The organism is Natrinema versiforme (genome assembly GCF_005576615.1).
In the GTDB taxonomy this organism is placed as follows: domain Archaea; phylum Halobacteriota; class Halobacteria; order Halobacteriales; family Natrialbaceae; genus Natrinema; species Natrinema versiforme_A.
The window spans coordinates 1,928,359-1,940,305 of the sequence record NZ_CP040330.1; the positions used below are offsets into that span (position 1 = coordinate 1,928,359).

The window sequence follows — 11,947 nt, forward strand, 5'->3', positions numbered from 1 at the left end:
ACCTCGAGAACCGGTCGACGCTACGGAAGCGACACCGACTCGAGGTCGATCCGGTTCGGTTCGGGCACGGACTCGACTCCCTCGCTCGAGACGGCGTAGGTTCCGCGTTCGCCGTCGCTCTCGTCCTCGTCGCCCGAAAGCACGATCACGCCCTTGGCGAGCAGCGGTGCGATCACGCCGGCCGCGACGGTTCGGGGGTCCGACAGCGGCGCGCGAACGACCACGCGGTCGTCCGCCTCGAGGCCGGCGGCTTCGACGACGCCGCGCGCGGCCTCGAGGACCTGCCCGTGTGTGACCGTTCGCTCGCCGTCGGTCAGCACGGCGGTCTCCGGATCGATCGCCAGCGGCGGGAACGACGGGTTCTCGCTCCAGAGGCCGGCGTCGAAGTGGTGGACATCCGGCGCGTCTGGTTCGTCCCCGTAGCCGACGCGCTGTGCGCCTCGGGGCAGGTCGTAGTCCGCGAGCGACTCGACCGGTGCGACGAGGGTCCGAAAGTCCGCCGCGTCCGCGAGGTCAGTCGGCGGATCGAAACGGGTCGTCCCCTCGAGCAGCGTCGTCCCGAAACAGGCGAGCAGTGCGAGGGGGCCGTCGCCGACGACGCCGACGGTGACGCCCTCGCGGACGCCCGAATGGCGCAGGAAGTTGCCGGCCTTCCACGAGGTCGTACAGAGCCAGTGGTAGTCGTACTCCCGGCCCGTCGCGTCGACGAGCCCGATCCGATCGTCCCGCAGCTCCCGGGTGAGCAGGTCGTCGACCGTCCCAGCGTTCATACGCGAGACTGCGTCCTGGGGAAGAAAAAGGACGCCGACTCGCGTCGCCCGTCTCGCTTTCGATCCCCGCTATACGGCGAGGTTCGGTCCCCGTCGCTCGCGATCAGTCGTCCGCGGCCGCCGGCTCGGCGTGATCGACATCGGTTCCGAGGACCTCGAGGAACTGCGCGAGCCAGTCGGGATGGTCCGGCCACGCCTGCCCGGTCACGAGGGTGCCGTCCCGCGTGACGCCGTCTTCCCACTCGCCGCCGGAGATCCGGACATCTGCCTCGAGCGCCGGATAGCCGGTACAGGTTCGGCCCTCGAGGACGTCCGCGGCCGCGAGGAGCTGGACGCCGTGACACAGCGCCGCGACGGGTTTGTCCTCCGCGAAGAAGTGCCGGGTGATCTCGAGGATCTCGTCGTAGGTCCGGAGGTATTCGGGCGCGCGGCCGCCGGGGACGACCAGCGCGTCGTAGTCCGCGGGGTCGACGGCCTCGAAGTCGTGATTCAGTTCGAAGTTGTGCCCCGGCTTCTCGGTGTAGGTCTGGTCGCCCTCGAAGTCGTGAATCGCGGTCGGACAGGTGTCTCCGGCCTCCTTTTCGGGACAGACGGCGTGGACCTCGTGGCCGACCATCTGGAGCGCCTGAAACGGGACCATTATCTCGTAGTCCTCGACGTAATCGCCGGCGAGGAGCAGGATCTGTTGTGCTGGCATGGGTATTCCCGTCCGTCCGTTCGGGTGCAGCGGGCATAACCATGTTGAATGGTATCACGACTGTCAGAGGAGAAGCGACGAGTCGCTCGCGCGGCGTCGGTCGCCTCAGATGACGCCGTGTTCGCGGTAGAACCGCCGCGTCCGATCGTCGGCCAGCAGCGGCCGGTGGACCTGGAGCGAGGCGACGCCCGGATAGCTGTTGGCCTCGATGATCCGGAACTCGCCCTCGTCGGTGACGACCAGATCCCAGCCGACGTAGGGGACGTGTGAGAGCGTCTCCGCGATCTCGAGCAGGCGCTCGCGGATCTCGTCCCAGCCCGGAACCGTCGTCCCTTCGATACGAGCGCCGGTTCCGGGGTGGGTCTCGTGCCAGTCGACGACGCCGTCGTGGGGATATTCAGCCCCCGCACCGAGACGGCCCGTCTCGCGGTCGATATGAGCGCTCAGTCCGCCGTTCGAGAAGTTGTCCACGGGGACCGAATCCGCGGTCCCGATCCGGTGGATCGCGATCGGGACGAACGCCTCTCCAGCCCGCTCGTCGTACATCGTCAGGACCCGAAGCGTGTTCGCCGTCTCGGAGAACAACTCGGCCGCGTAGTCGGCCTGTTCGACGAACTCGCAGACGAGGTAGTGCTCGAGGTCCGCGAGTTTCTCGGCGAGGGCGGCTTCGCCCGTCGGCTCGCCGTCGAAGCGGTACTCGCCGTCCGCCCGCTCGAGGAAGTGAACGTTGTTCCCGCCGCCGCCGCTGAACCACTTCAGGACGAGGCGCTCCCCCTCCGAGAGGTGGTCGTCGAGCCACTCGAGTGGGTCCGGTGTCGGTCCCGCGGTCGCCGACTCGTCCGGGTGCTCGAGTTCGATGCCGCCGTCGGAGGGGACCTCCGACGAGGATCGCGAACCGACGGTTCGCTCACCGCCGTCGGTCACGGTCACCCGCTCGGAGGCCGGGTCGAACGTGTGAAACCGTCCGTCGGCGAGCAATCCGTACACCGCCGGGCGATGCTCTGGGAACTCCCCGAGGACGCGGTGAAAGGCGAGCTTGTTGTCGATCAGCGCGTTCCAGTGGCCGTTGATCCGCTTCGTTCCGACGAACCGCTGGAAGTCGGTGAGATACGCGGCCGGATCGTGCGACTCGAAGTCGTAGATGACGCCGGACTTGCTCAGAAAGCCGCGTCGGTAGAGCCGGAGCCGGCGACGGGGCGAGAGGTCGAACGACGAGCCAGTCCGCCGTTCCGCGCGGAGTAGCTTGCGTCCCTGATCCGCCGTCCGATAGAGTCGAGCGATGTCCATCGACGACGACTTCGGGGGCGTGGCCCATACTTATCGGCGAGATAACGATCCGCCCGCCAGCGAGAACTGTTTCGCTCGTTAAAACGCCCGCTTGATCTTCTCGAAGAAGCCTTCCTTCACTTCGATTTCGTCACCGCCGGCTTCGGCGAACTCCTCGAGCGCGTCGCGCTGTTCCTCGTTCAGGCTCTCGGGGGTGACGACCTGGACCTGCACGTAGAGATCGCCCTGTCCGCGCCCGCGCAGCCGCGGCATGCCCTTGCCCTCGAGGCGGAACGTCTCGCCGCTCTGGGTCCCGTCGGGGATCTCGAACTCGGCGGCCCCCTCGAGCGTCGGGACTTCGACGGTGTCGCCGAAGGTGGCCTGCGGGAACGAGATCGGCAGCCGGTACTGGAGGTCGTCGCCGTCGCGTTCGAACTCCTCGTGCTCGCGAATCGAGACGTCGATCAGCAGGTCGCCGTGGCGACCGCCCTCGGGGCTGGGCGCGCCTTCGCCTTCCATGCGGAGCGTTTGCCCCTCCTGAATGCCGGCCGGGACTTCGACGGTCAGCGACGCCTCGTTCCGGACGTAGCCCTCGCCGCGACACTCGCCGCAGGTTTCCGAGTACAGCGTCCCCTCGCCCTCACAGCGGGGACAGGCCGTCGTCTGCTGGACCCGACCGAGCGGCGTCTGCTGGACCTGGGTCACCTGCCCGCGGCCCTGACACTGCGGGCAGGTTTCGGCGTCGGCTTCCGGCGGGTGTCCCTCGCCTTCGCAGACATCGCACTCCTCGGGTCGCTCGACGGTGAACTGCTTTTCGGCGCCCTCGTAGGCCTCCTCCAAGTCGATCTCGAGTTCGGTTCGGAGGTCTCGCCCTTTGCGGGGTCGACGGCGACCGCGACCGCCGCCACCACCGCCACCGAAGACCTGCTCGAAGAGATCGCCGAGACCGCCGCCACCCATGCCACCGCCGCCCATTCCGCCACCACCCATGCCGCCGAACGGGCCGCCGCCCATCCCGCCGGCACCGCCGGCGTCGCTGGCGTCGAAGCCGTGTTTCTCGGCCTGCTCGTAGCGGTCGTGACCCATCTGGTCGTAGGCCTCGCGTTTCTCCTCGTCGGTCAGCACCTGCTTCGCTTTCTGGATCTTCTTGAACTTCTCCTCGGCGTCGGGGTCGTCGCTGACGTCCGGATGGTACTCGGTGGCCTTCGACCGATACGCCTGTTTTATCTCCTCGGTAGACGCGTCGGGGCTCACGCCGAGAACGTCATAGAAGTCCTCGCTCATTCGTTGTGCCACCGATACTCGGTTGAGACACTTGAAACGACCGTTCCGAACTTTTTCCGCCTCGGGTTCGCCACGGGCGAACCACTCGGCGCAAAAACTTCGATGAAAAAGACCGCCTCCGCGGACTCCGTCCGCTTCGGCGGGGAACCGCTCGCTGTGCTCGCGGATGCTCACCGCGGAACTACCCTCACGTTGACGCGTGGAATCCAATATCCGAGCGGCGAATCGAGGGCAGGTGGCGAGTTATCGGCGTTACTCCTCGTCTTCGTCGTCCTCGAAGTCGACGTCCTCGAAGTCGGCGTCGACGAATTCCTCGCCCTCGCCGTCGGCAGCGCCGGCGTCAGGGCCAGGGTTGGGGCCGCCGCCCATGCCGGCACCGCCGGCGCCCGCTGCGCCGCCGGCCGCACCGCCAGCGGCACCGCCGGCAGCGCCCGCACCGGCTTCCTGCTGGTAGACCTGCTTGCCGATCTCTTGGAGTTCCTCGCTCAGGGCCTCGGTCGCGGACTCGATGGCCTCGGCGTCGGCCTCGTCGTCGTCGATCGTCGCCTCGAGGTCCTCGATCGCGCCCTCGATGTCGGCGCGTAGGTCGTCGTCGACCTGTTCGTCGTTTTCCTCGAGCAGCGTTTCGGCGCGCTGGATCGTGGCCTCGGCGGTGTTGCGGGCCTCGATGCGCTGGCGCTTTTGCTGATCCTCTTCGGCGTGTTTCTCGGCCTCGCGCTGCATCTCCTCGATCTGGGAGTCCGAGAGGCCGGCACCGCCCTCGATGGTGATCTCCTCGGTGGTGCCGCTGCCCTTGTCCTCCGCGCTCACGTTGACGATGCCGTTCTCGTCGATCGAGAACGTGACCTCGATCTGCGGGGTGCCGGCGGGGGCCGGCGGGATGCCGGTCAGGTGGAACTCGCCGAGCATTTCGTTTTCTTCGGCGAGTTCGCGCTCACCCTGGAAGACCCGGACCTGCACCGTGGTCTGGTTGTCCGCCGCCGTGGTGAAGATCTTGGACTCCTCGGTCGGAATCGTCGTGTTCTTCTCGATGAGTCGCTCGAAGAGGCCGCCCTTGACCTCGATACCCAGCGAGAGCGGCGTCACGTCGAGCAGGACGATGTCGTCGACCTCGCCGCCCAGCACGCCGCCCTGAATCGCCGCGCCCAGCGAGACGGCCTCGTCGGGGTTGACGTTCTTCTGGGGCTCCTTGCCGGTCAGCTCTTCGACCTTCTCGGTGACCTGTGGCATCCGAGTCGAGCCGCCGACGAGGAGGACTTCGTCGATCTCGTCCTCGCTATAGCCCGCGTCCTCGAGGGCCTGCTCGGTCGGTTCGACGGTCCGGTCGATCAGGTCCTGTGTGAGCGACTCGAACTTGGCGCGCGTCATCGACTCCTCGAGGTGGATCGGGCCGTCGTCGGTCGCCGTGATGAACGGGAGGTTGATCTCGGTCTCCTTGCGCGAGGAGAGTTCGATCTTGGCCTCCTCGGCGGCATCCTTGAGCCGCTGGAGGGCCTGTCGGTCGTCCCGGAGGTCGATCCCGTGTTCGTCCTCGAACTCGTCGGCGAGCCAGTCGATGATGGCCTCGTCCCAGTCGTCGCCGCCGAGATCGTTGTCGCCGTTGGTCGCGACGACCTCGTAGACGCCGCCGCCGAGATCGAGAATAGAGACGTCGAAGGTGCCGCCACCGAGGTCGTAGACGAGGACGGTCTGGTCCTGATCGTCCTCGAGGCCGTAGGCCATCGAGGCGGCCGTCGGCTCGTTGATGATGCGCTCGACCTCGAACCCGGCGATCTCGCCGGCATCTTTGGTCGCTTGGCGCTGTCGGTCGGAGAAGTACGCGGGGACCGTGATGACGGCCTTTTCGACCTCGTCGCCGAGGTAGTCCTCGGCGTCGCGTTTGATCTTCTGGAGGATCATCGCCGAGATCTCTTCGGGCGTGTACTCCTCGCCCTCGATTTCGACGGTGTAGTCCTCTTCGCCGATGTGGCGCTTGATCGAGGCGATCGTCTTTTCGGGGTTCTGAATCGCCTGGTTCTTCGCCGGTTTCCCGACGAGTCGCTCGTCGTCGGTAAAGGCGACGACGGAGGGCGTCGTCCGTTCGCCTTCGGCGTTGACGATGATCTCCGGATCGCCGCCTTCCATCACCGCGAACGCGCTGTTCGTCGTCCCGAGGTCGATTCCGAGAATCTTGTTGCTCGCCATTGTGGAGGGGTATTGTGCGCACTTTGTTTTAAAGGTTACTAGCCAGACAGCACGACCGAATAAAATCCGGAAACGGCGCGTTACAGCCGCTCTCGCGGCAGTTGGATTGTAGTAAAAACGCGGTAAAATCCGGGGTGACTCGGTCGGTCAGGCGCTCGGCGTCGTGGTCGCGGGTGGTCTCCACTCGCGTTACTCGTCCTCGTCCGCGGGAGCGTCCTCGCCGTCGGCGGCGACTTCGCCGCCGAGTTCGATCGCCTCGCCGTCGTCGTCTCCCCCCTCGGCAGCAGCCGACGAATCGTCTCCTTCGGTCGAATCGTCGTCTGCGTCGGCGTCGACTGCTGTGTCCTCGCTGCCGTCGGATTCGGCCGTCTCGTCTGCCGCCTCACCGTCGGCATCATCGGCTTGTTCGCCGCCCTGTTCGTCGGCTTCTGCGTCCACATCGTCACCCTCCGCATCGGCGAGTTCGCCGTTGGAAACGGTCACCTGTGCGTTCTGGATGACCTTATCGCCCATCTCGTAGCCGGGCGTGTAGACATCGGCGACGGTCCCCTCGGGCTGATCGCTGTCGACCTGCATCATGACCTCGTGGCGCTGCGGGTCGGTCTCGGCACCCGGTTCAGGGTCGATCTCGGAGACGTTCTCGTCCTCGAGGATGCGGTCGAACTCCCGGAGCGTCATCTCGACGCCGTCCTGGAGGCTCTCGGCGTCGCCGCTCTCCTCCTCGAGTGCGCGTTTGAGGTTGTCGCGGACGCCGATGAGCCGTTCGACGAGGTCCTCGGTGGCGCGGTCTTTAATCTGTTGCTGGCGCTTCTTGGCGCGTTTCTTGTAGTTCTGGAAGTCGGCCTGTTTGCGCTTGAGTCGGCTCTTGAGGTCCTCGACTTCCGCCTCGTACTCCGCCAGCTGCTCGTCGCGCTCGTCGATCGCCTGTTCGTACTCGTCGAGTTCGTCCTGCAGTTCGCCGATGGTCTCGGCCTGGGACTCGATGCGTTCCGTGAGATCCTCGAGTTCCTCGCGCTGGTGGGAGACGGTGCCGTTGAGATCGCGGGCCTCCTCGACGATCGAGTTGACCTTGCGGGCGAGTTCGTCGTCGTACTCGGTGACCCGGTCGAGGACCCGCTGGACGTCCTCGCTCGTTTCCGGCGCGTCCCCGGATGCGTCGTCCGCATCCGCGGCCGGCTCGGTTTCCGACGGCGCGTCGGCGTCCCCGTCGGTCGCGTCGCGACTCGAGTCGGCGTCCGCGCTCGCGGAGTCCGATGTCGCGTCGCTCGAGTCGGGAGTCGGTTCCGATTCCCCGTCCGTCGACGCCCCGGGATCCGCGTCGGCCGTCTCGCCGTCGTCGGATTCCTCCTCGGACGGGACACCCTGGGCGGACGTGTTCGTGCCCTCGTCTTCGCTCATGTGCCAGTCAACGAACAGCGGTAATAAAAGGGTTGAGGTAGCCGGATCGGCGCGTGCGAGTCCCTTACAGTTCGTGGAGAACCGTTATGGCGCTGCTGGGAACGGGTTTCCCTATGGACTGTCTCTTCTGTGGGTCGCAGGTGCGGTTCGACCAGCACAAGATGGCCCATCGGATCTTCGAGGTCTCGGACACCGAAAACAAGTGGTGGCTCTGTCGGGACTGCGCCGAGATACGCGACCGCGGCGACAAGACTAAGGGACTCTCCGGCGCGGGCGGAACGTGCATCGACTGTGAGGAGGAGGCGGCCTACGCCATCACGCTGCTGAAGAAAACGCCCCGCGGAGACGTCGAATCCGACGGTACCGTCTTTCACGTGCTCTGTGAAACGCACTTCGACGAACGGAAGGGCGAGTGACGAGGCGAGAGGGCCCCGGCTCCGCGTCGGGCAGCGCACCACGCGAGGACCGACGGCGGTGGACGAAGGGGAACACCCGACAGTATTTGTACGTCCTGCCCCGACTGTGGCCCGTGACGCGGACATCGAGCGACGGCGCGACGCCGATCGAACTCCGATACGAGGACGGCACGATCCGGATCGACGGCCTCGAGGGAGCGTCGGTCTCGCCGTCGTCGCTCCGCGCGTCGGTTCCCGATCTCGAGGCGGATCCGCGGACCGACGGCTGGCGCGTTCCGGCCGGCGGCTACGCCGCCCTGCGGGCAGCACTGACCGACGCCGACGCCGCGATCGACGACCGGGTCCTCGATCTCGAGTCCGTCTCCGATCTCCACTCGGCGTACGAACTCCGCGACTATCAGGAAACGGCCCTCGAGGCGTGGCTCGAGACCGACCGCTGGGCCGATGCGCCGTCCCTCGATTCGGTCCCGCGAGCGCCCGCCGGCGTCCTCGAACTGCCGACCGGCAGCGGCAAGACGGTCATCGCGCTGGCGGCGATCGAGCGGCTCTCGGTGCCGACGCTCGTCGTCGTGCCGACGATCGACCTGCTCGAGCAGTGGGTCGGGGAACTCGAGCGCGAGTTCGGACCCCCGATCGGGCGCTTCGGCGGCGGCGAACAGCGCCTCGAGCCGATCACGGTCTCGACGTACGACTCGGCGTACCTCAAAGCTGACTCGGTGGGCGACCGGTTCGGTCTCGTCGTCTTCGACGAGGTCCACCACCTCGGCGGCGAGGGCTACCGCGAAATCGCGCGGCTGCTCGCCGCGCCCGCCCGGGTGGGACTGACCGCGACCTTCGAGCGCCCCGACGGCGCACACGAGGTCATCGAGGAGATCGTTGGGCCGCTGGTCCACCGCGTCGACGTGGACGAACTCGCCGGCGACCACCTCGCGAACTACGATGTCAAGCGACTCGAGGTCTCGCTGACCCCCGACGAGCGCGAGGAGTACGAGCGGGCACAGGGCGTTTTCACGGACTACCTCGCGAAATCGAACATCGAGATGCGAAGCGGCTCGGACTATCGGGAACTCGTCAAGCGGTCCGGTTCCGACCCCGAAGCCCGCGAGGCGCTGCTCGCGCGCCAGCGCGCACGGGAGATCATGCTCGGCAGCGAGAACAAGCTCGCGACGCTCGCGGACGTCCTCGACGACCACCGCGGCGAGCGGACCATCGTCTTCACGGCGCACAACGACCTCGCGTACGATGTCAGCGAGCGGTTCCTGCTGCCGACGATCACCCACCAGACCGGGGCCGCGGAGCGACGGGAGATCCTCGAGCGCTTCCGCGAGGGCACCTACACCCGGATCGCGACCTCGAACGTGCTCGACGAGGGGGTCGATGTCCCCGACGCGAACGTCGCGGTCGTGCTCTCGGGCAGCGGCAGCGAACGCGAGTTCACGCAGCGGTTGGGACGGATTCTGCGGCCGACGGCCGACGGCAGTCGCGCGCTGCTCTACGAAGTGGTGAGCGAGGACACCGGGGAGGAACGCGTCGCCAGTCGGCGGCGGTAGCCGTTTACGAGCGGGAGAGACCGATGAGAGCGACGAATCACAGTCACGTCACTCGTAGCCGTCCACGTTCCACTGTCCGCCGAGTTCGGAGCGCTCGAACGTCTGGAAGGAGCCGCGCTGGAAGATCGTCACGCGGCCGGTCTCCTCGCTGAGCGTGACCGTCGAGATCACGTTCGGCCGTCGTGAGGTGTCCAGCGCGCTCATGTGGCGCGATCCCATCCAGTCCTCGTACTCGCTGTCGGTCTCCTCGGCGGCCTCGAGGGCGCCGGGAACGATGTCCCGAAATCGGACCATCTGATTTTGCACGACGCCGTCGACGCTGACGACGAGCGCGCCGTCCCGCGTCATCGCCACCTCCCGCGCCGCCTCGAAAAAGGTGTCCAGATCCAGACAAACGTCGCGACAGCGGTCCGTCGGCCACGTGTTGTCCCCCATCGGATCCGCGAAGTCCGCGACCGAGGGGCCGGTGACGACGGCGACGTACATGCCGGGCCCCTTGACGTACTGCTCGTCCCACCGGTCGAAGTCGAGGCTGATCCCTTCGAACGAGTGGACGAGACAGTCGACCAGCTCCCGGACGCCGTCGTGGGTCTCGTACTCGATCCGGAGCGCCGAGCGATCCATACGACTGAGTTGGGACGGGATCGCCGTAATGTCGCTGCCTGAACGGTCGCGAGAGGAGGAAGACGGCTCGAGCGGGTGCCGTCCGGGCCACTTTTGGCGACGCCGCGCCGACACGAGATAGATGCTGACGAAGGACCTGCTGCGCGTCTCGCGGGCCGGCGGTGGCTACCACCCGCAGTTCGCCGACCGGAGCCATCGGCCACTGGCCGCCCGCGTCATCGGCACGTATCAGGGCCACGTCGGGCAGCCCCGTGCCGATCTCGAGAGCGCACTGACGGACCTCGAGCGCGACGCGGACGATTTCAAACTCGTCCGCGGATTTTCGGCGCTGCTCGAGCGCGAAGCGACCTTCGAGACGGACGCGGAAATCGACCCCGAGCGCGCCCGCAAAGCCGCGTTCGAAGCCGCGGAAGCGGTCGGCGTCGTCACCGAAGACGAGCGCGCGATGGCGCTCATCCGCGCGAGCGAGTCCCTCGACGTGTCGGCGGACGCCCTCGAGACCGCGCTCTACGCCGACCTCGAGACGCGACAGGTCCTCACCGCGGTCGACGCGCGTTGGGACCCGGACGAACTGCTCAGTCGGTACAATCTCTCGCTCTGTCAGACCGCGCTGTTCGACGCGACCGAGGTGCGCGTCCGCTCGAGCGAGCCGAAAGCGCTGATCTCGGCGATCAAGCGATTGCGACTGATGTACGAGATCCGGCGGCTCGAGGGCGAGTCGACGGACGGCAGCGAGGGCCTGTCCGATCGCGAAGTCGTCGTCACGGGCCCGACCCGCCTCTTCCGTGCGACGCGGCGCTACGGCACTCGATTCGCGCGACTCCTCCGAACCGTCGCGAAGAGCGAGGCGTGGTCGCTCGAGGCGACGATCGACGACCGGGGCACCGAACGGACGCTCGCGCTCAGCCACGAGGACCCGATTCGAGTGCCCGACGCGGAGCCCATCGCGGACGTGACCTTCGACAGCGGCGTCGAAGCCGATTTTGCCGCTCGCTTCTCGAATCTGGATCTCGACTGGGAACTCGTCCGCGAACCGGAGCCGCTCGCGACGGGGACCCGGGTGATGATTCCAGACTTCGCGTTCGAGTACGAGTACGGCGACTTCCGCCTCTACTTCGAGATCATGGGGTTCTGGACACCCGAGTACGTCGAGAAGAAGCTCTCGCAGCTCTCTGACCTCGAGGACGTGGACATGTTGGTCGCGGTCGACGAATCGCTGGGCGTCGGCGAGGAGATCGCCGCCCGCGACCACCGGGCGATCCCGTACTCGGGGACGGTGCGGGTCAAAGACGTCGCCGACGTCCTCCGGGAGTACGAACGCCAGTTGGTCGCCGAGAGCGCGGCCGGACTGCCCGACGAACTGCGGCCCGAGGAAGACGCGATCGCACTCGAGACGCTGGCCGAACGCCGGAGCGTGAGCGCGGACGCGCTCGCGGACGTCGACTTCCCCGAGCACGACCGCGTCGGGCGGACGCTGATTCGCCCCGCTGTCCTCGAGTCGCTCGCGGACGCGATCGAGTCGGACATGGCCCTTTCGGACGCCGAAGCGGAACTCGAGGCCCGCGGCATCTCGGACTCGAGCGCGGTCCTCTCGCGGCTCGGTTACCGGGTCGAGTGGGACGGGCTGGCCGGCGGAACGATCGTCGAACGGAAGTGAGCGGTAGGTATCACCGATAGAGAAGACGATAGCCGAGCGACGGCGACTGGTCCGGCGGCGAAATCGACACCCAACGTACTTTGTAATCAGCCTTAACCGGA

General features: G+C 67.0%; 10 protein-coding genes. 3 read left to right on the forward strand and 7 right to left on the reverse strand.

Annotation, left to right across the window (positions count from 1 at the left end):
• Positions 1–20: 20 nt before the first annotated feature.
• The 6 genes from FEJ81_RS09430 to FEJ81_RS09455 all read right to left on the reverse strand — a co-directional run bounded on the left by FEJ81_RS09430 (position 21) and on the right by FEJ81_RS09455 (position 7,599).
• Positions 21–770, reverse strand: coding sequence for a hypothetical protein (locus FEJ81_RS09430; RefSeq protein ID WP_138245051.1), 750 nt, complete (start codon positions 768–770; stop codon positions 21–23).
• A 103-nt stretch (positions 771–873) separates the two neighbouring features.
• Positions 874–1,467 (reverse strand): DJ-1/PfpI family protein, encoded by a 594-nt coding sequence (locus FEJ81_RS09435; protein WP_138245052.1) that lies wholly within the window; start codon positions 1,465–1,467, stop codon positions 874–876.
• A 105-nt stretch (positions 1,468–1,572) separates the two neighbouring features.
• The gene (locus tag FEJ81_RS09440; protein ID WP_138245053.1) at positions 1,573–2,754 is read right to left on the reverse strand and encodes a sugar-transfer associated ATP-grasp domain-containing protein; all 1,182 of its coding nucleotides are present in this window, start codon (positions 2,752–2,754) and stop codon (positions 1,573–1,575) included.
• A gap of 78 nt (positions 2,755–2,832) precedes the next feature.
• Positions 2,833–4,017, reverse strand: a complete 1,185-nt coding sequence (dnaJ, locus tag FEJ81_RS09445) for a molecular chaperone DnaJ (RefSeq protein ID WP_138245054.1) — start codon at positions 4,015–4,017, stop codon at positions 2,833–2,835.
• Positions 4,018–4,269: 252 nt separating this feature from the next.
• A complete protein-coding gene (dnaK, locus tag FEJ81_RS09450) occupies positions 4,270–6,201 on the reverse strand; it encodes a molecular chaperone DnaK (RefSeq protein WP_138245055.1) in 1,932 nt (643 codons plus the stop codon).
• 189 nt (positions 6,202–6,390) lie between these two features.
• The gene (locus FEJ81_RS09455) at positions 6,391–7,599 is read right to left on the reverse strand and encodes a nucleotide exchange factor GrpE (RefSeq protein WP_138245056.1); all 1,209 of its coding nucleotides are present in this window, start codon (positions 7,597–7,599) and stop codon (positions 6,391–6,393) included.
• Positions 7,600–7,712: 113 nt separating this feature from the next.
• On the opposite strand from FEJ81_RS09455, the gene FEJ81_RS09460 reads away from it, so the two are divergent.
• The gene (locus FEJ81_RS09460; RefSeq protein ID WP_138245057.1) at positions 7,713–8,015 is read left to right on the forward strand and encodes a hypothetical protein; all 303 of its coding nucleotides are present in this window, start codon (positions 7,713–7,715) and stop codon (positions 8,013–8,015) included.
• 86 nt (positions 8,016–8,101) lie between these two features.
• On the forward strand, positions 8,102–9,565 hold the full coding sequence (locus tag FEJ81_RS09465; RefSeq protein WP_138246751.1) for a DEAD/DEAH box helicase family protein: 1,464 nt from the start codon (positions 8,102–8,104) through the stop codon (positions 9,563–9,565).
• Between the two features lie 48 nt (positions 9,566–9,613).
• On the opposite strand, the gene FEJ81_RS09470 is transcribed toward FEJ81_RS09465, so the two are convergent.
• Positions 9,614–10,189, reverse strand: coding sequence for a diadenylate cyclase (locus FEJ81_RS09470; RefSeq protein ID WP_138245058.1), 576 nt, complete (start codon positions 10,187–10,189; stop codon positions 9,614–9,616).
• Positions 10,190–10,310: 121 nt separating this feature from the next.
• On the opposite strand from FEJ81_RS09470, the gene FEJ81_RS09475 reads away from it, so the two are divergent.
• Positions 10,311–11,846 carry a DUF790 family protein gene (locus FEJ81_RS09475; protein ID WP_138245059.1) on the forward strand — a complete coding sequence of 512 codons (1,536 nt, stop codon included), beginning with the start codon at positions 10,311–10,313 and terminating at the stop codon, positions 11,844–11,846.
• Positions 11,847–11,947: the final 101 nt, after the last annotated feature.

Coding starts and splice junctions, on each gene's coding strand:
- FEJ81_RS09460 (WP_138245057.1), top strand. CDS start 7,713: ATGGACTGTCTCTTCTGTGGGTCGCAGGTGCGGTTCGACCAGCACAAG.
- FEJ81_RS09430 (WP_138245051.1), bottom strand. CDS start 770: ATGAACGCTGGGACGGTCGACGACCTGCTCACCCGGGAGCTGCGGGAC.
- FEJ81_RS09455 (WP_138245056.1), bottom strand. CDS start 7,599: ATGAGCGAAGACGAGGGCACGAACACGTCCGCCCAGGGTGTCCCGTCC.
- FEJ81_RS09440 (WP_138245053.1), bottom strand. CDS start 2,754: ATGGACATCGCTCGACTCTATCGGACGGCGGATCAGGGACGCAAGCTA.
- FEJ81_RS09470 (WP_138245058.1), bottom strand. CDS start 10,189: ATGGATCGCTCGGCGCTCCGGATCGAGTACGAGACCCACGACGGCGTC.
- dnaK (WP_138245055.1), bottom strand. CDS start 6,201: ATGGCGAGCAACAAGATTCTCGGAATCGACCTCGGGACGACGAACAGC.
- FEJ81_RS09475 (WP_138245059.1), top strand. CDS start 10,311: ATGCTGACGAAGGACCTGCTGCGCGTCTCGCGGGCCGGCGGTGGCTAC.
- dnaJ (WP_138245054.1), bottom strand. CDS start 4,017: ATGAGCGAGGACTTCTATGACGTTCTCGGCGTGAGCCCCGACGCGTCT.
- FEJ81_RS09435 (WP_138245052.1), bottom strand. CDS start 1,467: ATGCCAGCACAACAGATCCTGCTCCTCGCCGGCGATTACGTCGAGGAC.